This is a genomic window from Maridesulfovibrio ferrireducens (assembly GCF_900101105.1).
GTDB classification, from domain to species: Bacteria; Desulfobacterota; Desulfovibrionia; order Desulfovibrionales; family Desulfovibrionaceae; genus Maridesulfovibrio; species Maridesulfovibrio ferrireducens.
Window position 1 is genome coordinate 431,168 of sequence record NZ_FNGA01000001.1, and the last position, 21,980, is coordinate 453,147.

Below are 21,980 nucleotides of genomic sequence, written 5' to 3' on the forward strand. Positions count from 1 at the left end.
GGTGGAGAATCTCATGGAAAAATCACACCTCAGGGAAATAACTCTCGGGGCATTGCTTGATGAAGCGGTTGAAAAATGGCCGGATAATGAAGCAGTTGTTTACGTTGATCGCGACTTCAGACTCACTTACAGCGAATTCGGCGAACTGGTAGACGAGCTCGCTATGGGGCTCATGGCTCTCGGTATCAAAAAAGGTGAAAAAGTTGCTATCTGGGCAACCAACGTTCCTTACTGGGTGGCATTGCAGTTTGCCACAGCCAAAATCGGCGCCATTCTGCTTACAGTTAATACTTTTTATCGCACGACTGAGCTGGAATACCTGCTCAAGCAGTCCGAATGCGAAAACCTCGTCATAATCGATGGATTCAGAGACATAGACTACATCCATACGACTTATGACCTTATTCCTGAACTGCGCACGAATGAAAGAGGTTACCTTCAGAGCGAAAAATTCCCCGACCTCAAAAGGGTATTCTTTCTCGGACAGGAAAAACATCGCGGTATGTACTCAATGCCCGAAGTTATCAACCTCGCTGTTGTGACTTCAGACGAAGAATACGAAGAAAGACAAGCGACTCTCGACCCGCATGATGTTATCAACATGCAATACACCTCCGGGACCACAGGCTTCCCCAAAGGCGTACAGCTTACGCACTACAATATAGGCAACAACGGATACTGGATCGGAGAAAATCAAGGATTTACTTCGAACGACAGGCTTTGTCTGCCGGTTCCCCTGTTCCACTGTTTCGGCTGTGTGCTCGGAGTTCTTGCCGCGATCAATCACGGCACGACTCTCGTCATTCTCGAAGGGTTTGATCCACTGTTAGTCATGGCTTCTGTTGATCAGGAAAAATGCACCGCCCTTTACGGCGTGCCTACCATGTTTATTGCCATCCTTGATCACAAGCTTTTCAATAAATTTGATTATTCATCTCTGCGTACCGGAATTATGGCCGGTTCTCCCTGCCCTGTTGAAGTGATGAAAAAAGTCATGGACAAAATGAACATGAACGACATCACCATCTGTTATGGATTAACCGAAGCCTCTCCGGTTATGACACAGACCCGCATGGACGATGACATTGATCGCAGAACAGCGTCAGTAGGCCGCGCAATGCCGGAAATAGAAGTAGCTCTATTCAACCCCGAAACAGGTAATCAATGCGCTGTCGGTGATACAGGTGAAATCTGCTGCCGCGGCTATAATGTGATGAAAGGGTACTATAAAAACCCCGAAGCCACTGCTGCAAACATTGATGTTGACGGCTGGCTGCATTCAGGCGACCTCGGAGTTATGGACGAGCAGGGTTATCTTGCTGTTACCGGACGACTCAAAGATATGATCATCCGCGGCGGTGAAAACATCTACCCCCGTGAAATCGAAGAATTCCTCTACACAATGGATGGAATACTCGATATTCAGGTTGCCGGAGTTCCAAGCAAAAAATTCGGGGAACAGGTCGGAGCATTCATCATTCTTAAAGACGGAGTCGATATGACTCCTGAAGATGTTGTAGATTATTGCAGGGGCAAGATTTCAAGATATAAAATTCCTAAATTCATTACATTCATTGAAGCTTACCCCATGACAGCAAGCGGAAAAATACAAAAATACAAGCTCAGAGAGCTTGCCGAAGAGATGTTCCCCGACGCTTAACGGCTGCAAAGGAATATTTTTATATAAATATTACGGGGAATTTTGCTTAAATCCGGCAAAACCCCCGGTTCTTTTAATCGGATTCACCCATATCAGGGAGACTGTATGAGTAATGATCAGGCATACAAAGAAATTGCTCCGCGACTCAGAGGCATTAGAGATGCCGTGGACATGACTGTGGCGGAACTGGCTGAAAAAGTCGGTGTAGAAGCAGCTCTGGCTGAAAAATATGAGTCAGGTGAAATTGAAATCCCTGTAAGCTATCTCATGGATGTAGCACACGTATGCGGAGTAGGACTGACTGTCCTGATTTCCGGCAATGAAGCCCATCTCAAAAACTATGCTCTGGTTCGCAAGGGTAAAGGTTTCAGCGTCGACAGGCGTAAAGACTACGACTACAAAAACCTCGCTTCAACCTTTGTCGGCAGACGCATGGAACCTTTCATGATTAACGTTCCTGCTAAAGACCCTGCTGATATGAATTTTACCACTCACCGCGGACAGGAATTCATCTATGTACTTGAAGGCCGGCTCGAACTGAGACTGGACGACAATGTACTTGAACTTGAAGCCGGCGATTCTCTATATTTCGATTCAAATACTCCTCATGCTTTGCGCGGCTTAGATGGCGAACCTGCCCGCATGCTGGACGTAATTTTATAACTCGATCAGGAGCATAACATGCAGAAAGAAAAATTCAGCTCCTATCCGGAGTTCTGTGAGAAATACAAAATAGAAGTTCCCGATAATTTCAACTTCGCTTTTGATTTTGTTGATAAAACCGCAGCGGAAGACCCTACACGTTTGGCAATGATTCACATTGACCCTGATGGTGTCCGCGCTGAAAAAGATTTCGAATTCTTCTCCAAAGCATCTTCAAGACTCGCCAACGGTCTTGCAAAAGCAGGAATAGGCAAAGGCGACAGAGTCATGGTTATTCTGTATCGCCGCATAGACTGGTGGGTTTCAATGCTTGCCTGTCACAAAGTAGGTGCAGTTCCTGTTCCTTCGCCCAACCTGCTGACAGTTAAGGACATTGAATTTCGTGTTAATTTTGCGAAAATCAAAAGTATTATTGCGGAAGATTCTGTTGCAGACAGAGTTGAAGAAGCAAACGCAAGCTGTCCGTCCTTAAAGGTTCTTATTCAGGCTGGAAAAGGCAAACTTGCAAAAGGCTGGCTCGACATAGACGGTCTCTGCGCTGAAAACTCAGATTCCTTTCCACGTCCCGCAGACTGTGCAGGCGGTGACGACGCTCTACTGATTTTCTTTTCATCCGGAACCACCGGGCAGCCTAAAATGGTGGAACACACTCACACCTATCCGCTTGGACATTATACCACAGGCGCATACTGGCACGACCTAGAACCCGGCAACATTCATCTGACCCTTGCCGACACAGGATGGGGAAAAGCTGTCTGGGGCAAATTCTACGGACAGTGGATGGCCGGCGCGACTGTCTTCACATGGGATTTCCGGGGTAAGTTTAACCCTGCGGAGCTGTTGCAGATTATTGCCGACCACAAAGTAACATCTTTTTGCGCACCGCCCACAGTATACCGATTCATGATCCGTGAAGATCTCACTAAATATGACCTTTCAGCCCTGACTCACTGCACCACCGCAGGAGAGCTTCTCAATGCTTCTGTCTTTGAAGCGTGGCAAGAAGCAACAGGTAAGCCTCTTTACGAAGGATACGGTCAGACTGAGTCCACACTACAGATTGCAACTTTCCCCCACATGACTCCGAAACCGGGGTCTATAGGTAAACCCTGCCCCGGCTGGGACATCGCTCTGATTGATGTGGAAGGTAACAAATGTGCTGCCGGTGAAGAAGGCCAGATCTGCGTAAGAATTGATCCTGCTAAACCGGTTGGACTGTTCAACGGATATCTGGACGAGCCTGAAAAAACCGCAAGCGTTATGGTAAACGGTTACTATCAGACCGGCGACAAGGCTTGGATGGATGAAGACGGTTACTACTGGTTCCTCGGCAGGACTGATGACCTTATCAAAAGTTCCGGTTACCGCATCGGACCTTTTGAAGTAGAAAGTGCGCTCCTCACCCACGCTGCCGTCATTGAATCCGCAGTAACTGGCGTTCCCGACCCAGTACGTGGTCAGGCTGTTAAGGCAACAATTGTTCTCGCCGATGGTTTTGTCGGATCTGCGGAACTCACCAAGGAACTACAGAACCATGTAAAAAAGGTCACAGCTCCTTACAAATACCCCAGAGTTATCGAATACGTGGATGAACTGCCCAAAACTATCAGCGGCAAAATTAAACGGGCTGAAATCAGAGCTAAAGACGAAGAAAAATATAAATAACGACGTTCAATAACAATTTAAACCCCTCCATTGCATTTGCTTTGGAGGGGTTTTTTGTTGTATTAAAGAATATGAACACAGACAAAATTTTAGTTTTCATACAAAAGCTACCCACCACGCTTGCTGCAATTTTATTGATAACTTGGAGCAAACCCTATTCAAGTGATCTACCTTTACCACACTTGTGGGGCTACACTTTCAGCATGCCTGTCCGCTTAGGCCTTACGGCTGTAGGCGGAGCTTTTTTATATTATAGTCTTTTTTATATAAAACCTAAAAAAATCAAAAAAATAGAAACATACAATGACAAGATATGCCCTAAATGCAGTGAAGTTTTTATAGCTGGCTACATTCCAGAAGATGATCTTTGTTCAAAATGTAAAATCCCTTTAGAGCCTCTTAAAGATTTTTATAAACGCCACCCGGAATTAAAAGACCTTGAAGAAACGCCTCCTGAAATAATGAACGACATAAAGTAATTTAATCAGCCTCGACTTCGGTCGAGGCTTTTTTTTATTTTCCCGCTTGACCTGTCTATAGCTTTACAGTGCAACATGGTTTTCAACATCAGCTGATAAACACGAATGAGGCTCTGCATGAAAACAAAAAAAATAACTGAAACGAACTCGAAAAACCGGACAGTAGGAAGACTTGCCAAGAAATTCGGACTGTCCCGCAGCACCCTTCTCTACTATGACTCAATCGGACTGCTTTCCCCTTCTTCACATTTGAAAGGTGAGTATCGTACTTATTCAAATGAAGAAGAGGAACGGCTTTCTCAAATCTGTCATTATCGAAAGGCCGGAATTCCGTTAAAAGACATCAAAAAGATTCTTGATGCTCCGGGTAATGAAATTTCGTCAATTCTTGAGAGCAGACTTAAAGAATTAAACGATGAGATCGGCTCCCTGCACGAGCAACGGCAGTTCATTTCAGGCATTTTAAAAAACACTCCTAACGTGAATATCTCAGGACAACTAAGTAAAGAGCTTTGGACAGAATTACTTCGAAGCTCTGGATTCAGTGAAGACGATATGCACGAATGGCATAAGGCTTTTGAAAAATCACACCCGGATAAGCATCAGCAATTTCTGGAATATCTTCAAATTCCTGAGGATGAAATCGCGCTTATCCGTAAATGGTCAGTTGGACCGCAACTAATTCTCAAAATTAAAGACGCAAGTGAGAGATATATGAACTTATTTTTTAAATTCTTTGACCAAATGCCAAAGCTTGGGCCGGGCAGCACCGAATCAACCTTAAAAGCCCTTTCGCTCCTCGGGCCGCTGAAAAAAGATATAAACATTCTGGATATCGGCTGCGGAACAGGCACTCATACTATTGACCTTTGTCAAAATACTACGAGTCATATTACAGCAGTGGACAACCGCGAAGCTGTGCTCGAAACACTCAAAAACAACGCGCGTGAAGCTGGGTGTGAAGATAGAATAACAACCACTATCGGAGATATGAACGATCTCGGATTCGCTCCCGAAAGCTTTGACATCATCTGGTCCGAAGGGTCGCTCTTTATCATGGGATTCGAAAACGGACTGTCTAAAATGAAAGATTTTTTTAAACCTGAAGGGTTTCTGGCAGTATCAGAACTGGTCTGGACAAGCGAAAACAAGCCGGAAGAAGCCTTTAAATTTTGGACAGAAAGCTATCCTGAAATGAAAACCATTGAGCAAAATATCGAACTTTTTGAAAAACATGGTTACGAAATAATAGCACATTTCATTCAGCCTGCATCTGACTGGTGGGACGAATATTATGCAGGAATAGCTAAAAAACTTCCTGAATTTATCGAAGAACATAAAGATATTTCAGAGGTGAATATACTTTCTGAAAATCTTAATAAAGAAATGGATATGATGCGCAAATACCCAGACTCGCAGGGATACGCTTTTTATTTGGCTCGAAAAAAATAACAAACGTAAACGCTGATCATTCCAACAAACCTGATCTTATATTTAATCAAGAGGATAATGACATGAGTATCAATAAATCTGAAAATTTTACTAAAGAACAGTGGACCGGAATATTCCGGGAAGCCGGATTCGGTGATGAGGACATGCACCGCTGGCACATTGCATTTGAAAAACTTCATCCCGTTGTTCATCAGCAGTTTTTAGAACACTTACATGTTCCGGAAAATGAAATAAAACAAATTCGAGAATGGTCTAAATCATAACGTTATCTTGAATAATGCTCGCGGATTATAAAAAAGAAAGGCGGAAAGTTTTAACTTTCCGCCTTTCAATACTTTGAAACAATAAATTCAAGTCAGTTAGCTGCAATCACAAAGAACATTTATTTTGAAGCAATCTTTCACCGGCTTCAACAGATCTCGTAATCCAAACATTACCGCCGATAACGGAACCTTGACCGATAGTGACCCGGCCCAGAATAGTTGCGCCTGAATAAACAATCACGTCGTCTTCGACTATAGGATGACGGGCAATGCCCTTAATGAGTGTACCGGAATCATCCTGCGGAAAGCTTTTTGCTCCAAGGGTCACACCCTGATAGAGACGAACATTACGCCCGATAATACAGGTTTCCCCGATAACAGTACCCGTTCCATGATCAATGAAAAAATGTTCCCCGATCTGTGCGCCTGGATGGATATCAATACCGGTCTTAGAATGAGCCATTTCACCGATAATACGGGGAATCAAGTCCACCTTAAGTTTATAAAGCTCGTGCGCAATGCGGTGATGAGTCAGAGTCGTAATGCTTGGATAACAGAAAATGGTTTCGCCCGGACTTTTGGAAGCAGGATCACCAACGTAAGCAGCCTGCACGTCAGTTGCCAGAAGTTTACGGATCTGCGGAAGCTTCGACATAAATTCACCGGCAACACGCTTGGCCTCTACTTCGCAATCAATGCAGGTACGGTCGTCTGTGCTGCAAAAGAAACAATGGCCGCGTGAAATCTGCTCCACAAGCAACCTGTATGCAATATCAAGACTACCGCCGATGTGATAGCGCATAGTCTCAGGACGGATCTCTGAATCTCCGAAATATCCGGGGAAAATCACCGCCCGAAGGCGTTCCACGAGTTCACCCAAAGCTTCAAGCGAAGGCATCGGGCGATCATGTTCAGGCATATGATAAACAGCCTGATAAGATTCTTCCTCACAAAGAGCATCCACTACATCCGACAACATTGGAGCACCGAGCTTAGTTACCATTTTATTGACCTTAATCCTGAAAAAGCGCGGTACTTAAATAACGTTCTCCAGTATCGGGAACGATGAAAACGACCAGCTTATCTTTGTTTTCTTCACGTTTTGCGATTTCAACAGCAGCATGAGCCGCTGCCCCGGCAGAAATGCCACATAAAATGCCTTCTTCCTGCATAAGCCTGCGTCCCATCCCCAGAGCATCAGCATCGTCAACTTTGAATATCTCGTCAATAACATCTGTCTGGAGCACTTCAGGCACAAACCCGGCCCCGATACCCTGAATTCCGTGAGGAGCAGGAGCACCGCCAGAAAGAACTGGAGATTTAGAAGGCTCAACAGCTATGATCTTTATAGCAGGATTATATTTTTTAAGAACTGAACCGACTCCAGTAATCGTTCCGCCAGTACCGACTCCGCACACAAAAATATCTATCTTACCATCGGTATCCCGCCATATTTCTTCTGCGGTTCCGGCACGGTGTGCTTTGGGATTGTCGGGATTAGCAAACTGCATGGGCAAAAATGAACCGGGATTTTCCTCGGCAATTTCGCGGGCTTTATTGATAGCTCCGGTCATGCCCTGAGGAGCCGGGGTTAAAACAAGCTCCGCTCCGAAACCTTTAAGCAGGTCTTTGCGTTCCTGGCTCATACTTTCCGGCATAGTCAAAATCAGCTTATAGCCTTTTACGGCGCAGACAAAAGCAAGACCGACCCCAGTATTTCCGCTGGTAGGCTCAACAACTACAGAACCCTTTTTAAGGTCACCGCGTTTCTCGGCCTCTTCAATCATGGAAACACCGATCCGGTCTTTAATGGACGAACACGGATTAAAGAACTCAAGCTTGGCAGCAACTGTGGCAGCGCAGCCTTCTGCCGTACTGTTAAGTTTAACCAGTGGAGTATCGCCTACTAGAGAAATCATTGATTCATGTATGTTCATTTGTCCCTCGTTTAATTTTAGTGCTTATATAGCAGACTGTTCCGTCTGACATATATAGGTAGCAACTTATTTTGCCGAGTCAACTCCTGCTCCAAAAAACACGGACGAGAAACTTGTTCAAAATGTTTCCCGTCCGCGCAAATAAACTTTTTTGAACATCCATTTTAATGATCTTCTACCCAGTCCAACCCTTCATCACCGCGTCTGAACGGTGAAAACTCACGCAACCGACTGATAATCGGAGGAAGCTCCTTAAGTACCAGATCAATATCTTCATCAGTATTGTACACCGACAAGGAGAATCTGAGTGATCCGTGAGCATAAGTAAACGGAACGCCCATTGCGCGCAAAACGTGCGAAGGCTCGAGGCTTCCCGAGGTACAAGCTGAACCGGAACTGGCACAGATACCGAATTGGTCGAGCAGGAGGAGCATTGCTTCGCCTTCAATATACTTAAACGCAATACTCAAAGTGTTAGGCAGTCTTGAGGCTTCAAAACCGTTCACCATAGCATCAGGAATAGTTGCCATAAGGCCCTTTTCAAGCCTGTCGCGCATTGCCCGAACTCTGGTATTCTCTTCTTCAATATGATTAACGGCAAGATCCATAGCCACACCGAGTCCTACAATACCCGGAATATTCTCAGTGCCGCCCCTACGCCCAAGCTCCTGATGTCCACCCAGCATAAAGGGTCTGAACGGAGTATTACGACGCAAAAAGAGAACACCTACTCCCTTCGGAGCGTGAATCTTATGGCCTGACAAAACCAGATAATCTACCGGCAGCGTCTTCAAATCAATAGGAATCTTGCCTACTGCCTGAACGGCATCGGTATGAAACAGAACGCCGCGTTCCTTTGTGATCTCGACCATTTCTTCAATGGGAGAAATAACGCCGGACTCATTATTCGCGTACATAACAGAAACAAGAGCAGTATCTGGTCTAATCGAATCGCGAAGCTGATCAAGGTCCATACGCCCTTCAGAATCAACGCCGAGCAGAGTTATATCATACCCTTTGCGCTCAAGGTGCTTGGCAACATTCAAAACAGCCGGATGCTCTACACGGGTAGTGATAATATGCTTCTTGTCAGGCTGCGACTCAATCGCAGAATGAATCGCAGTATTATCACCCTCTGTTCCACAAGAGGTGAATATAATCTCCGACGGACTGCAACCCAACCCGGCAGCTATCTTTTCCCGCGCCTCAGACAACAACTTTCCAGACCTGCCGCCGAGACCGTGCATGCTGGACGGATTTCCGTATTCATCCTCGAGCAAAGGAAGAATTGCTTCCCTGACTTCAGGAGCGACCATTGTTGTGGCATTGTTATCAAGATATACTGGTCGCATCTTACGCCTCCCGGACAATTATAGCGTCTTCCACGGTTTCCTTCAGTCTGCGCTCAACAAAATCCTTAAGCGTCACACCACTGGAGGGGCAGCCTACACAGGCTCCACGTAAAGAAACAATTACTACCGTTCCTTCAATATCAATAAGTTCTATATCTCCGCCATCCTTATGAAGGGCCGGACGGATTTCTTCGTCAATTGTCTGAGTAACAAGCTGAAAACGCTTGATGTTCGTGAGCTTAGCCGGCTTTTCAATAACAGGCTTTAATTCTGTTACGCCAAAACGGATTTCATCTATGAGTTCCTTAATCCTGCCGTGACAGTCTTCGCAGCCCCCGCCGGCCTTGGTGAAGTTGGTAACTTCTTCCACGGTGGTAAGCTTATTTTCAACAACCGCGTGCCTGATCTGCACATCGGTCACTCCAAAACACTTACAGATGATTTCACCTTCCGGTGCCGGAACAGCGTCCAGCCCTCTATAGCTTCTTATTGCATCCTCAAGAGCTTCCTCTCCCATAACAGAACAGTGCATCTTTTCCTTAGGCAATCCGCCAAGGGCCTCAGCAATATCCTTATTGGTGACCTTCTCAGCTTCTTCGACGGTCATTCCCTTTATCATCTCAGTCAGCACCGAGCTTGAGGCAATGGCACTGGCACAGCCGAATGTCTGAAACTTCGCATCTTCAATACGGCCTTCGTCATCTATCTTAAGGAAAAGACGTAATGCGTCTCCGCAGGAAAGACTTCCTACTTCACCGACAGCATCCGCATCATCAATGGTACCGCTATTCTTCGGATTCAAAAAATGTTCTCGAACCTTATCAGTATATTCCCACATGATATTCTCCGGGTCCCGATTGCAGGGATGAATATTTTTAAGCCACATTCCGGAACAGGCCGGACGGCTTTGTTATACTTAAAATATACGCATTTCTCAGCTATTGTGAAGACAAAAAAGCATCTTAATCTTTGCTTCAACATTAGCAGGGTTAAACGGCATATTCTTATTTCCCACCATTTTGGTATGATTTATACTACTCTCAAACTTTTCGGTACGCAAGAATAATATCCTTACTTTGTTTTTTCCGAAGAAACGGCAGCAAAATATTCAGCAGGAACAAGTTCATTGCGAAGAACAGCCAGCCCTCCGCGACCCATAACTTCCATTTCTTCCAATCCGGTTATAACATGCACATTCGCAATGGAACCGACCATATCTTCAACAGCATTAACAAGCCGAAGACTTTTGGCTCCTCCACCTGTAAGAATTATCGCAGTCACAGGTTTTTTAGCCGAGTCTTCCTTCATCAAAACCGGAACAAATGAGCTTATGTATTTTGAAAGATTATAAGCCAGTGCTTCAAAAACAAGCTTTGCTTCTTCATCTCCCGCAACAATACGGGCTTCAACTTCACGCAGATCATTGGTTCCAAGCAACCCGAGAAGTCCCGAACCGGAAGTAACCTTTTTACGCAATTCATCATAAGAAAATTTTCCTGAAGCAAGAAGTTCAAGCACGGGCAAAACAGGCAAACTACCAGATCTCTCGGGGCTGAAAGGGCCTTCTCCGTCAAGAGCATTTACCACATCGACAACGCGTCCGTTTCTATGAGCTCCGATAGAAACTCCGCCCCCTAAATGGGCCACAATAAATTTCCCTTTTTCATATTCAATGCCGAGTTTTGCGGCAACAGTCCGGGCCACACCTCTTTGACTGAGGGCATGGAAAACGCTTCTGCGGGTAATTTCCGGAAAACCCGTAATTTTAGCTACCGGGTCCATCTCGTCTGTAACAACCGGGTCCATTATCATAGCAGGCACGCCCCATTTTGCTGCCAAATCGCGGGCAATCATTGCACCGAGATTGCAGGGGTGAGCACCGTATTTTGCACTTTCAAGATCAGCAATCATTTCATCATTTATTAAGTAAGGTCCACCAGGAATAGCTCTAAGCAAACCGCCTCTACCGACGACGATATCAGGCTGTCCTTCTTTTAAGGACTCATCAATAAGAGATAAAACCTGCTCAGTGCGGAAACTTTTCTGGTCCATTACTGTTGAATATTTATCTATAATCTCTCGAGGATGCCGCACTTCAGCATCAAAACAAACTTCATTGTCACAAAAAATAGCAACCTTTGTAGAGGTGGAGCCTGGATTTATAACAAGAATTTTTTGCGCCATTACTTTTCCCCGTAAGAATAATTCAAATTTTGATATCGTTACTATGCGAGAAAAAACAAAAAGTTTAAAGTTTATTTTTTTTGGCTGCAATAACGCTGATGGCTTTTTCTGCGCTGCGTGCTAACTTACATAAACTTATAATGAAATATCCTTGACTAAGGTCAAACAAATAATACGTTTCAAAAAAAGACCATTTCTTTCACGTCATAATTTAAACTCTGCAGGCGGACTCAAATGCCCTTTAAACTTGTTCCTATCAATACACTCACCGCTACACGCAAAAAAATTCTTCATGCAACATACAAATGTCTGGCGCAAACAGGATTCAACAATCTCACTGCCGATGAAATCGCTTTGAGATCAGGCATTTCGAGAAAAGTTATTTTCCATTACTATAAAGGGATTGAAAATATTTTAAGCGACCTTGCCGAATCAAGTTTTTATTGGCCCAGCACAGAAGAACTTTTAGCGAATACCCCTGATGAATTCCCTGACATATGCCCGGAAAAGCAGGTGGGAGCCTTTTTTCTTTCACTTCGCAAAGAACTTGAAGAAAGACCTGAAACCCTAAGAATACTGGCTTGGGAAATGCTTGAACGCTCTGCCTTATCAGAAGAGCTTGAAGATGTAAGGGTTAGAACTGCATTGGAGTTCTTTGAGCATTTAGGGCCGGACGTACCTGATGAAGTTGATCTCGCGGCAGCCGTCGCCCTGCTCGGCGGCGGAATTTCGTATCTTGCCATTCGCTCGCTTAATACCAAGACATACGGCGGCGTAAGCCTTCAGGACGAAATTGGCTGGGAAAGACTTGAGCATGCGATGCATTGCATGCTCAAGGGGTTACTTTTCCCGTAAAAATTTCAATTGGTAAAAAAGATTTTACCAGCCATTTTTCTACCTGCTTAACCGATAAAACATAACAAGCGGTGAAGAAAGCAGCATAATAATCATTGCGAAGTTTGGAGGAAGCAACTGCTGCACTCCAATCAACACCCCCAGAAGAATAAGTATCCACGGGATACAGCCCTTAACATAAACCTGCCCCAACGGACCGAACAACAAACAAAGCAGCATGCCTATCCAGAGAATTCGCGGTTTGATTTTTCTTAACCTGAGACCTAACCATATCGGAATAATTGTGGCCCCTATAATCAACAACAAAATCGGTATATCACTTACATTGAACCCAGACATAGCAATTCCTCCGTATTTTTAAGAACAAACAGATCCAGTATAACAAAAAACCGGATTCAATTGACATTTAATTTCAAAAGACAACAGGCAACTCTTTCTTTATCAGTTAAAAAAGCTACAACAGTTCAATCTCATTAAGCAAACCTAATCATGTACATGCTTATTTTGTATCAAGATATTACACAGATAATTTGACCGGAAAACGAAAGAATACTATTGAACACATCGAATCGCTGAAAAGACCTTCAACCTCAACTTTGCCAGAGAGAGTCTATGAAAGGTAAAAATAAAAAAGATGCTATCCTTTACGCTGCTCAGGAAACCTTTGGGCGTTACGGATATGCAGGAACTACCGTTAAAATGATTTCTGAGCGGGCTGGCGTGGCATTCGGCCTTGTCTCGCACTACTTCGGATCAAAAGAAGAACTATTTCTTACCGCCGGTATTGCCATGGTAGAAGACCTCATGGAATATTTGAATGCAGAAATCAGTGAAACTACCTCAGGAATTGACGGTGTTGCAGCCTTCATGAAAAGTTACCTGTACTACACTTTGAAACATCGCAACACATTTCCGATCCTGCTTCGCTGCTCCCCTTTCAGTGATGTGCAAATAGACATGGACCGGACAAGAATCGCGCTTAAATTCCAGCAACTTCTTAACATTATCCGCGAATGTGTAGACCGGGGAATCGAAGACGGCTCCATCAGGGAACTCTCCATCGACGATACCACCACTATCATTTATTCCAACATTGTCGGTACGGTCAGAACCAGATTTCTGTCCCCTTACGACCTGCCGAACTTGTACGAAGAAACAACTGAATTTGTTACCAGAAGTATCAGATCACGCTAATCGTTTTATAAAAAAGACAGCCGGAAAGAAAGGTCTCTGTACATATGCGGCAGAGACCTTTTCTATTTAGAGCAGCCGTCTTAAACTTGACACAATCAATATCCTCTACCATTGTCGCCGCATGAGAATTGACCCACCGCAACTGTTTAAAAAAAAAAGCCTTACTCTTTTATTGTTTTTTTTAGTTGCGACAGCACAATTAATTCCGCTTGCCCCGACACAAGCTTACGCACATCCGCATGTTTTTGTGGACTGCTCTTTAATTTTTGAATTCGACTCAAAGGGATTGAAAGGGGTCAGGCAAAAATGGAGTTTTGATGAAATGTTCGCGGTCATGATCCTTGGTGATTTTGATACGGACCGTAATAACATCCTCTCTCAGGACGAGGCAGAAGCAATTGAAAACGGGGCTTTCGTAAATCTTAAAAATTTCAATTACTTCACAACTATAATAATTGATGGACAGCCGTACACAATCAATGAAGTGACCGAATTCACTCCATCAATTGAAAAAAATACTCTTGTTTATGAGTTTTTCATCCCGTGCCGCGTGGAAGAAAAAGGAACAAAACACACCGTCATAGCCGCCATATATGATGACAGCCTCTACACCGCCATTCAACTAGATTATAAAAATCAGATTAAATATCTGCCAAACACAACTTCTGCTCAGTTAGACGTTGATTTAGCAAGTGAATTAACCTCGACATATACCCAAATGGCACCTGAAGCTGCCTTTCTTACCTTTAGCCCAAAATGAAATATAAAATAATTTTCTTTCTCTTACTGCCCCTGATGCTCATCACTGCGACAACTTCGTTTACCCCTGCTGCTGTTGCTGCGACCAACCCTTTTCTTTCTCAAAAAAAAGAATCAGTTCAGTCGCCAAGCTCAAAGACAGAAACGGCAAAGAAGTTTTCCGATTCCACCAAGATCAAAAACAATCATTCAAAAAGTTTTTACGACTCTGCCATAACAAAAGTAATCCTTTTGCAAAAGGACATACGGGCAAAACTGACTGTCTTTTCCCGTGACATTAAAAAGAACTCCTTCGGAAAATCATTCTGGTTTTTTCTACTTTTTTCCTTTGCATACGGAGTTGTCCATGCAGTCGGCCCCGGACATGGTAAATCTGTGGTCTGCGCTTACTTTCTTTCACGCCGCGGGACAATATACACAGCAGTGTTCATGTCCTGGGTCATCACCCTCGTGCATGTGGGATCTGCAACTGTGGCTGTCTGCCTTGCATATTTACTTCTCAGCAGCGGAATGTCCGGTTTTGAAAATTTCAACTATCACTTGCAGACTGCAAGCTTTGCGCTGGTTTTACTCATCGGACTATGGATGTTGTTTGGCGTAATCGAATCCTTCTTCAAAAGAAATCAGGAAAACCGCTCCGAACCGACAAAATGCGCTTCACTAAAAGAAATCACTGCTGTTGCGTTTGTAACAGGACTTGTTCCGTGCCCCGGAGCTGCAATTATTCTTGTTTATACTCTATCCTCCGGGATTTTATGGGCCGGATTGACTGCCATGCTTTTCCTTGCAACGGGAATGGCTTTGACTACCTCAATTTTTGCACTTACCGCCGCTAAAGCAAGATCCTTTATGGACCGTGCCGCAAGAGGGAAGAAGGCTCAAATATTCTACACAGCTATATCCCTTTCCGGCTCACTGATAATTATTTCCTTCGGTGCCCTCATGCTGAGTTCTCACCTCTAAAACAAATACGCCAGATTCGTCCGCAAGATTCCCACTCTTTTCATGACAGCCTACTCCATTAATGATACAAAATAATTTGATTCCTTTATATTCAAGATAAAAATCTAATGCGGTCACCTAACAACGGGGAGCTGTTTTTTATGATTGATCTCGTCGGCTATGAAAAAGTCAGTCCCCTTTTTAAAGAAGAGGAACTTTCCTTATGCAGAGCTGTGAGAGATTACGACGGGTCTACTGTCCTTATCAAATATCCGACTTCAAAATTCCCCTCACCCAAACTGCTATCTGAAATAAAAAATGAATATGCTACTTCACTGGAAATAGGAAAACAGGGAGCAATATATCCTATAGCTCTCCACCAGACAGATAATTCCCTAGCCCTCATCCTTGAAGACAAGGGCTACTCTTTACTTAATAATTTTATTATAAACACAGACATTGACCTTAAACTAAAAATCCTTCTCGCAATAAAAGCTCTGACAGCTTTAAACTGCGTCCACTCGAAAGGATTCCTGCATAGAAACGTTAAACCTGACAGTTTTGCGGTATCCCGTGACATGCATGAAGTGGTCATGACCGGCTTACAACGTTGCTCACGCTTCCCGGACAGCGCATCACGGATAAATATAGGATTAATTCCTGATAATTTTCTTCCGTATATTTCTCCGGAACAAAGCGGCAGAATAAGTGAAGACTCTGATCACAGATCGGACTTTTACTCTTTTGGAGTTTCTCTTTTTGAACTTTTCACAGGCTCACTTCCTTTTTCAGCAGAAGATGCATCGGAACTCATACATTGCCATCTTGCACAGGAACCGCCTATTCCTGACATGATAAACCCAGAAATACCGGAACAGCTTTCCGCGGTAATATTAAAGCTTCTGGCTAAAAACCCGGAAGATAGATATCAATCCGCCCACGGAATAAAACAAGATTTAAAAATCTGCTTAAAAATATGTGATAAATCTTTTCTTCCTGAAGGATTCAAGGCTGGGGATAAAGACATTTCGGACACATTCACCCTTTCACGCAGACTGTTCGGAAGAAAAGGAGAAAAACACCTTCTTTTGAAAGCTTTCAAAAAATCAGCTCTGGGCAGTTGTGAAGTGGTCATGGTCAAGGGAGAGCCTGGATCTGGAAAAACATCTCTCATCAATCATATTCACAAACAAGTCGACGAAGCTCGTGGAGAGTTCATTTCAGGTAAATTTGATCAATTCAAACGTAACATTCCGTACAGCGCGCTGATTCAGGCTTTTCAGAAATTAATCCGTAAGAGATTAACAAATTCAACCCCCGTAATAAATGCGTGGGGGAAATGCATTATCAAAGTACTGGGCTCAAATGCGGGGCTCATTACCGAAGTCATTCCCGAGCTGGAATTGCTTATCGGGCCACAGCCGCCACCTGCAAAATTGCCCCTAACGGAGGCGCGCAGCCGATTTAACTTGGTTTTTAAAAATTTTATTAAAATTTTCCCAAATCTGGATCACCCTCTGGTTCTATTCATTGACGATCTGCAATGGGCGGATGCTTCAACAACCGGCCTGATCACAGAACTGATTGCAGACAAAGAAACTACACACCTTTTGTTTATCGGGGCATACAGAGACAGCCAATCGTTGAACAGCGATGTCCGTGATATGCTTACGGATCTTAAAGACCTATCCCCCAACATTATAACAATCCCTCTTAACAGGCTAAAACAACAACATGTTTTAGGCTTCATCAGCCGAACCTTTAGAACAGAACGGTCACGTGCCAGCGAACTTGCAAAACTGATATTCAACAGAACAGGAGGCAACCCTTTATTTGTACGCGAATATATTCGTAATCTTTACAGGGCTGAACTGATAAAATTCAACTACGAAAAGACCCGATGGGACTGGGATGTTAAAGCCATTCGCAAAATTTCCATGGATGGAAATATCGTTGAACTCATGGCCGAAAAAATCAAGAATCTCGCACCGGACGATCAGAAAATCTTAAAGACCGCTTCATGCATAGGCGGCAAATTCGACATGAATACATTAATTGCGGTCACCGATCTTCCTAAAGAGGAGATCGTCTCTTTTTTAAATATCGCGCTCCGCAATGGATTGCTCCTTTCAAGCGAAGAGTCCCCTGAAGGTGCAGACCTGATCAGTTCTGATCTCAAATGGACTCCTCAACTCTCCTTCATGCACGACAGAGTTCAGCAGGCTGCATATTCCATGCTCACGAAACAAGAAAAAACAGCCCTGCATTTAAAAATCGGTCGCAACATGCTGCGCATTTTCGATGATTCAAAAATAGAAGAAATCATTTTCGATGTTGCAATGCAGTTCAAAGAAAGCCTTTCAGAATTAACAGAAGAAGATGAACGGTATCAAGTTTCAGCCATTTTTCGACGTGCGGGCAAAAAGGCTAAAAGAAGTTCTGCATTTGATCTGGCTGCAAATTACTTTGCAACAGGAATTCAGTTGCTTAATCAGGACTGCTGGATAAAAAACTACGATCTGACTTTTGACATGCACCTTGACTGGCTGGAATGTGAATACCTGAACGGCGGGACAAAACATGCTGAAGAGATTTTTACAGACATACTTGAAAAGGCTGCAAACAAACACGACATTTCAAAAATTAAGCTCGCTAAAATAATGCGTTATACAAATCAGAGCAAGTATCAGGAAGCAGTCAAAATGACTCTTGAACTCCTGACATTGTTCGGCATGAACATTCCTGAACATCCGGCCAAGTTTGCCCAGACCTCTGAACTGCTCAAAACAAAAACACTGCTTCATAACAAATCAGTCAAAGATCTTTATAATCTCCCCAAAATGAAAGATCCTGAACAACTGGAAATAATGAAGCTCTTAATGCACATAATTACTCCGGCATACATGTACAATAAACAGCTTGTTTTTTTCATTGTATTAAAAATGCTGAGACTTTCTTTAAAATACGGCAACGCACCTTCATCTGCGTTTGGATATATGTTTTATGCAATGTTTTTAGCGGCTAAAGATTTCTCCTTTGAAAAATCTAAAAATTATACACAACTCGCTGTCGACTTAAACAAACAGTTTGAAAACAAGGAGTTAGATACAAAAATAAACCTCCTTCGCGGATGTGCTCACGATCACTGGCACGTCCCGATAGCTCAGAATATCCGTACGCTCGAAACAGCCTTTCAATCCGGACAATTAAACGGTGATGCAACCTACGGAAGATATGCCAGCTACTTTGCAGTCTACTATAAATTCCTTCAAGGCTCCTCGCTGTCCGATGTAAAATCGGATGCTGATAAATACCTAAACTTTCTTCAGAACTCTCCCAACCAATTCACAACAGGGGTTCTCCAGTTAATTAAGCAAATGTCCAAAAGCTTTGAAGGCACAACCCATACTCCCGGTTTTTTAAACGACGAATCTTTCCATGAAAAAGAACTCATCGGAATGGCCAAAAATAGTGGCTCCGAAGTAATTGAATACTGGGCCAAAATATCTAAAATTATCACCCTCTCTTTTTTCGGATACAATCATCAAGCTCTTGAACAAATTGAAAACATACAAAAAAATATTGAAAAATATTTATTCGGAATGCTTAACGTTCCAATTTTTCATTTTTTCAGTGTCATCAATATGACCGCTCTCTACAACGATTCCTCAGTTTCCAAACAAAAAATATTCAAGAAACGCATAAAAAATTCACTGACTAAACTTAAAATATGGGAACAAAATTGCCCTGAAAACTTCAGCCACCTTTTTCTTCTTGCAAGTGCTGAGCATCATTCCTTAACAGGGCAATCAAGCTCAGCTCTGCGTCTTTACGAAGAGGCTATCCGCACAAGCATAGAGAACGGGTTTAATAATTTTGCAGCCCTTTCCTGTGAACTGGCCGCAAAATTTCACTTCACAATTGGCAGTAAGCGGACCGGGATATCTTTAATAGATGAAGCCTGCGAACACTATAAAAACTGGGGAGCCTCTGCAAAGGTTCACCAATTAATAACAGACTACCATTCACTGCCGGAAGAATTACCCGCTTCTCTCATGGAGACAAAGTCTGAGCAGGCCCGTTGCAATACCAAAAACTCATGTTCTTTAGATCTTTCCGCTGTAATGAAAGCCTCTCTTGCTATTTCAGGAGAAATAGTCCTTGAACGGTTGCTCGACAAATTAATGCGCATTGTCATTGAAAATGCCGGAGCACAAAAAGCATCTCTTCTTCTCAACAATAAAAAGAACACGCTGGAACTGGTCGCTCATGCTGAAGTTTCCAAACACGGAATATCGACACAAGTAAAATCTACCCCTAAAGCAAACTCATATTGCGAAAGTATTGTTAACTACGTTTTCCGATCAAAAGATAACATTGTTCTAAGGGACGCAAGTTCACAGGGCCCTTTCATCATCGACAGCTACATAATTAAACATTCTCCTAAATCTGTTTTGGCAATGCCGATCATTAATCAACAAGTTATGCGTGGAGTTTTGTATCTTGAGAACAATCTCAGCCCCGGAGTTTTCACCGAAGAACGGCTCGAAGTATTAAACCTGCTTTGTTCTCAAGCTTCCATATCAATCCAGAATGCAAGCCTGTACTCCGATCTCAGAGAATCCGAAACACAGTACCGCACACTGCTGGAGAGCATCAACGTAGGAGTATACCGGGCTGAAGCCAGTCTTGAAGGCAAACTTATCAGAGGCAACCGGGCCTTAGCTAAAATGTTCGGCTATTCAGACTGGGACAGCTTCCATATGACTCCGATAAAATCTTTATTTATTCATCAAGAAAACCACTATTCAATTCTCAACGAACTGCTCAGTGGAAAGAGCGTGCGCGACAAAGAAGTCCAGATGCAAAAAACAGATGGAACTCCGATATGGGTAAATATAACGGCATCATTATATCTGGACGAAAATTCAAAAACAAAATGGATGGAAGGGGTTATTGAGGACATTACCGAACAGAAAAAAACTCGAGAACTCGAGCGCGCGAAAGTTGCGGCAGACGCAGCAAACAAGGCTAAAAGTGATTTTCTCGCCAGCATGAGCCACGAAATACGGACTCCTATGAATGCCATTCTCGGAATGGCTGATCTGCTATGGGAGTCAAGACTTAGCAAAGCTCAAAAAAACTATGTAAAGATATTCAAAAATGCCGGTGAGAACCTTCTCCTGCTCATAAACGACATTCTAGACCTTTCAAAAATCGAAGCAGGACAGATAACACTTGAAAAAATAGACTTCGAACTGGAAGACATTTTCGAGGAAATAGGCTCTATCTTCGCACTGAGAGCACAAACCAAAGGTATTGACCTATCTTGGTATATTACACCCGAACTGCCTAAAACAATTAACGGAGACCCCACCAGAATAAGACAAGTTCTCGTAAACCTTATAGGAAATGCCCTTAAATTCACTGACCAAGGTTCAGTCACTTACGAAGCATCTATAACTGAAACAGGAATGCTCAAAATTATCATAAAGGATACGGGTATAGGCATCCCGGACTCAAAAATGAATCAGATATTTGATACTTTTTCTCAGGCAGACTCCTCCACAACCAGAACGTTTGGAGGAACAGGACTTGGTTTATCAATCTGCACGCAAATGGTTAAATGTATGGGCGGCGGACTATTCGTCAGCAGTCAGAAAGACCAAGGTTCTTCCTTTTCTTTTACAATGCAGCTTACCTTTCCACAGAATCAACATAAATCTCTCCCCTTGAACGGAATCTCAATTCTATTAATTGATAAAAATTATCCATCTAGAAAATATCTGAAAAACGCCCTAACCGATTTAGGAGCATCCGTTAGCATTGCCGAAACGATGAATCAGGCGACAACAACGGCTGCGGAGCTGTCTCTTGCAAAAAGCAGCCGTAAGGCTCTTATAATTGGAGAACCGGCATGGGATGCAAATAGTTTTGATGTCTTAAGAACTCTGAAAAAAGATTTATGCAAAGGCTGGTCACTGATCATGATCATGGAATCCAAACCTGTGCCCAGAGCAACGGTAAGAGCCAGACAGCTCGGGGCTTCGTATATTCATAAACCAATATCGCCTAGAACTATCGCAAATGAAATCAATGAATCAGATTCAGATAAAAAAACACTTGAAGACCTGAATGACTTTGATCTTAACTTTGAAAATGAAACAAACCGGGCAGACTCCTTCAGGGAAAAGGAGGCTTCCATTCTTCTGATTGAAGATTCCGAAGACAATCGGAGGGTCGTGGATCTGTATCTGAAAGAAAGCCCCTACCAGATTACTATGGCAGAGAACGGCAAGGAAGGACTGGAAAAATTTATACTCGGAAACTACGATTTAGTTCTTATGGATATCCAGATGCCCATAATGGATGGGTACGAAGCAACCAAAGCTATCAGGCAATTTGAACTGGATAACAAAAAAAAGATAACTCCAATTTTAGCATTAACCGCAAACGCTTTTCTGGAAGATGCCCAGAAATGTATAAATTGCGGATGTACAGATCACTTGGCAAAGCCGATAAAAAAGAAAAAATTAATTTCGACCCTCGAAGATTACCTCGAAAAATAACTACTG

At 43.3% G+C, this 21,980-nt stretch carries 17 protein-coding genes; 11 read left to right on the forward strand and 6 right to left on the reverse strand.

Features of this window, described 5'->3' with window-relative positions; translation table 11 throughout:
- The first annotated feature begins 13 nt into the window (after positions 1-13).
- The 6 genes from BLT41_RS01865 to BLT41_RS01890 all read left to right on the forward strand — a co-directional run bounded on the left by BLT41_RS01865 (position 14) and on the right by BLT41_RS01890 (position 6,182).
- The gene (locus tag BLT41_RS01865; RefSeq protein ID WP_092157701.1) at positions 14-1,660 is read left to right on the forward strand and encodes an AMP-binding protein; all 1,647 of its coding nucleotides are present in this window, start codon (positions 14-16) and stop codon (positions 1,658-1,660) included.
- Positions 1,661-1,765: 105 nt separating this feature from the next.
- Positions 1,766-2,323 (forward strand): helix-turn-helix domain-containing protein, encoded by a 558-nt coding sequence (locus BLT41_RS01870; RefSeq protein ID WP_092157703.1) that lies wholly within the window; start codon positions 1,766-1,768, stop codon positions 2,321-2,323.
- A gap of 18 nt (positions 2,324-2,341) precedes the next feature.
- On the forward strand, positions 2,342-3,988 hold the full coding sequence (locus BLT41_RS01875) for an AMP-binding protein (RefSeq protein ID WP_092157705.1): 1,647 nt from the start codon (positions 2,342-2,344) through the stop codon (positions 3,986-3,988).
- A 71-nt stretch (positions 3,989-4,059) separates the two neighbouring features.
- Positions 4,060-4,467, forward strand: coding sequence for a hypothetical protein (locus BLT41_RS01880; protein WP_139167314.1), 408 nt, complete (start codon positions 4,060-4,062; stop codon positions 4,465-4,467).
- 117 nt (positions 4,468-4,584) lie between these two features.
- Positions 4,585-5,919: a MerR family transcriptional regulator gene (locus BLT41_RS01885; protein ID WP_170830288.1), complete on the forward strand. Its 1,335-nt coding sequence runs from the start codon at positions 4,585-4,587 to the stop codon at positions 5,917-5,919.
- 62 nt (positions 5,920-5,981) lie between these two features.
- On the forward strand, positions 5,982-6,182 hold the full coding sequence (locus BLT41_RS01890) for a MerR family transcriptional regulator (RefSeq protein ID WP_092157711.1): 201 nt from the start codon (positions 5,982-5,984) through the stop codon (positions 6,180-6,182).
- 106 nt (positions 6,183-6,288) lie between these two features.
- On the opposite strand, the gene epsC is transcribed toward BLT41_RS01890, so the two are convergent.
- The 5 genes from epsC to buk all read right to left on the reverse strand — a co-directional run bounded on the left by epsC (position 6,289) and on the right by buk (position 11,655).
- The gene (gene epsC, locus BLT41_RS01895) at positions 6,289-7,185 is read right to left on the reverse strand and encodes a serine O-acetyltransferase EpsC (RefSeq protein WP_092157713.1); all 897 of its coding nucleotides are present in this window, start codon (positions 7,183-7,185) and stop codon (positions 6,289-6,291) included.
- A gap of 10 nt (positions 7,186-7,195) precedes the next feature.
- Positions 7,196-8,119: a cysteine synthase A gene (gene cysK / locus BLT41_RS01900; RefSeq protein WP_092157715.1), complete on the reverse strand. Its 924-nt coding sequence runs from the start codon at positions 8,117-8,119 to the stop codon at positions 7,196-7,198.
- A 164-nt stretch (positions 8,120-8,283) separates the two neighbouring features.
- The gene (gene nifS / locus BLT41_RS01905; RefSeq protein WP_092157717.1) at positions 8,284-9,471 is read right to left on the reverse strand and encodes a cysteine desulfurase NifS; all 1,188 of its coding nucleotides are present in this window, start codon (positions 9,469-9,471) and stop codon (positions 8,284-8,286) included.
- Between the two features lies 1 nt (position 9,472).
- Positions 9,473-10,309, reverse strand: coding sequence for a Fe-S cluster assembly protein NifU (nifU, locus tag BLT41_RS01910; RefSeq protein WP_092157719.1), 837 nt, complete (start codon positions 10,307-10,309; stop codon positions 9,473-9,475).
- Between the two features lie 233 nt (positions 10,310-10,542).
- Entirely contained in the window at positions 10,543-11,655 is a 1,113-nt protein-coding gene (gene buk, locus BLT41_RS01915; protein ID WP_092157721.1) for a butyrate kinase, read from the reverse strand.
- 234 nt (positions 11,656-11,889) lie between these two features.
- On the opposite strand from buk, the gene BLT41_RS01920 reads away from it, so the two are divergent.
- Positions 11,890-12,510 carry a TetR/AcrR family transcriptional regulator gene (locus tag BLT41_RS01920; protein ID WP_092157723.1) on the forward strand — a complete coding sequence of 207 codons (621 nt, stop codon included), beginning with the start codon at positions 11,890-11,892 and terminating at the stop codon, positions 12,508-12,510.
- A 39-nt stretch (positions 12,511-12,549) separates the two neighbouring features.
- On the opposite strand, the gene BLT41_RS01925 is transcribed toward BLT41_RS01920, so the two are convergent.
- Positions 12,550-12,849 (reverse strand): hypothetical protein, encoded by a 300-nt coding sequence (locus tag BLT41_RS01925; protein WP_092157725.1) that lies wholly within the window; start codon positions 12,847-12,849, stop codon positions 12,550-12,552.
- Positions 12,850-13,122: 273 nt separating this feature from the next.
- Here BLT41_RS01925 and BLT41_RS01930 point away from each other — a divergent pair, with 273 nt between their 5' ends.
- The 4 genes from BLT41_RS01930 (at position 13,123) to BLT41_RS01945 (ending at position 21,974) form a co-directional block, all read left to right on the forward strand.
- The gene (locus BLT41_RS01930; protein WP_092157727.1) at positions 13,123-13,704 is read left to right on the forward strand and encodes a TetR/AcrR family transcriptional regulator; all 582 of its coding nucleotides are present in this window, start codon (positions 13,123-13,125) and stop codon (positions 13,702-13,704) included.
- A gap of 121 nt (positions 13,705-13,825) precedes the next feature.
- Complete coding sequence (locus BLT41_RS01935; protein WP_092157729.1) at positions 13,826-14,464, forward strand: DUF1007 family protein; 639 nt, start codon at positions 13,826-13,828, stop codon at positions 14,462-14,464.
- The gene (locus BLT41_RS01940; RefSeq protein ID WP_092157731.1) at positions 14,461-15,426 is read left to right on the forward strand and encodes a nickel/cobalt transporter; all 966 of its coding nucleotides are present in this window, start codon (positions 14,461-14,463) and stop codon (positions 15,424-15,426) included. Before BLT41_RS01935 ends, BLT41_RS01940 begins: the two co-directional genes overlap by 4 nt.
- 140 nt (positions 15,427-15,566) lie before the next feature.
- The gene (locus BLT41_RS01945; protein ID WP_092157733.1) at positions 15,567-21,974 is read left to right on the forward strand and encodes an ATP-binding hybrid sensor histidine kinase/response regulator; all 6,408 of its coding nucleotides are present in this window, start codon (positions 15,567-15,569) and stop codon (positions 21,972-21,974) included.
- The last annotated feature ends 6 nt before the right edge of the window (positions 21,975-21,980 follow it).

What these genes read in the sequence shown, in the direction of transcription:
- BLT41_RS01865 (WP_092157701.1), top strand. Translation starts at nt 14, where the DNA reads ATGGAAAAATCACACCTCAGGGAAATAACTCTCGGGGCATTGCTTGAT.
- BLT41_RS01870 (WP_092157703.1), top strand. Translation starts at nt 1,766, where the DNA reads ATGAGTAATGATCAGGCATACAAAGAAATTGCTCCGCGACTCAGAGGC.
- BLT41_RS01875 (WP_092157705.1), top strand. Translation starts at nt 2,342, where the DNA reads ATGCAGAAAGAAAAATTCAGCTCCTATCCGGAGTTCTGTGAGAAATAC.
- BLT41_RS01880 (WP_139167314.1), top strand. Translation starts at nt 4,060, where the DNA reads ATGAACACAGACAAAATTTTAGTTTTCATACAAAAGCTACCCACCACG.
- BLT41_RS01885 (WP_170830288.1), top strand. Translation starts at nt 4,585, where the DNA reads ATGAAAACAAAAAAAATAACTGAAACGAACTCGAAAAACCGGACAGTA.
- BLT41_RS01890 (WP_092157711.1), top strand. Translation starts at nt 5,982, where the DNA reads ATGAGTATCAATAAATCTGAAAATTTTACTAAAGAACAGTGGACCGGA.
- epsC (WP_092157713.1), bottom strand. Translation starts at nt 7,185, where the DNA reads ATGGTAACTAAGCTCGGTGCTCCAATGTTGTCGGATGTAGTGGATGCT.
- cysK (WP_092157715.1), bottom strand. Translation starts at nt 8,119, where the DNA reads ATGAACATACATGAATCAATGATTTCTCTAGTAGGCGATACTCCACTG.
- nifS (WP_092157717.1), bottom strand. Translation starts at nt 9,471, where the DNA reads ATGCGACCAGTATATCTTGATAACAATGCCACAACAATGGTCGCTCCT.
- nifU (WP_092157719.1), bottom strand. Translation starts at nt 10,309, where the DNA reads ATGTGGGAATATACTGATAAGGTTCGAGAACATTTTTTGAATCCGAAG.
- buk (WP_092157721.1), bottom strand. Translation starts at nt 11,655, where the DNA reads ATGGCGCAAAAAATTCTTGTTATAAATCCAGGCTCCACCTCTACAAAG.
- BLT41_RS01920 (WP_092157723.1), top strand. Translation starts at nt 11,890, where the DNA reads ATGCCCTTTAAACTTGTTCCTATCAATACACTCACCGCTACACGCAAA.
- BLT41_RS01925 (WP_092157725.1), bottom strand. Translation starts at nt 12,849, where the DNA reads ATGTCTGGGTTCAATGTAAGTGATATACCGATTTTGTTGTTGATTATA.
- BLT41_RS01930 (WP_092157727.1), top strand. Translation starts at nt 13,123, where the DNA reads ATGAAAGGTAAAAATAAAAAAGATGCTATCCTTTACGCTGCTCAGGAA.
- BLT41_RS01935 (WP_092157729.1), top strand. Translation starts at nt 13,826, where the DNA reads ATGAGAATTGACCCACCGCAACTGTTTAAAAAAAAAAGCCTTACTCTT.
- BLT41_RS01940 (WP_092157731.1), top strand. Translation starts at nt 14,461, where the DNA reads ATGAAATATAAAATAATTTTCTTTCTCTTACTGCCCCTGATGCTCATC.
- BLT41_RS01945 (WP_092157733.1), top strand. Translation starts at nt 15,567, where the DNA reads ATGATTGATCTCGTCGGCTATGAAAAAGTCAGTCCCCTTTTTAAAGAA.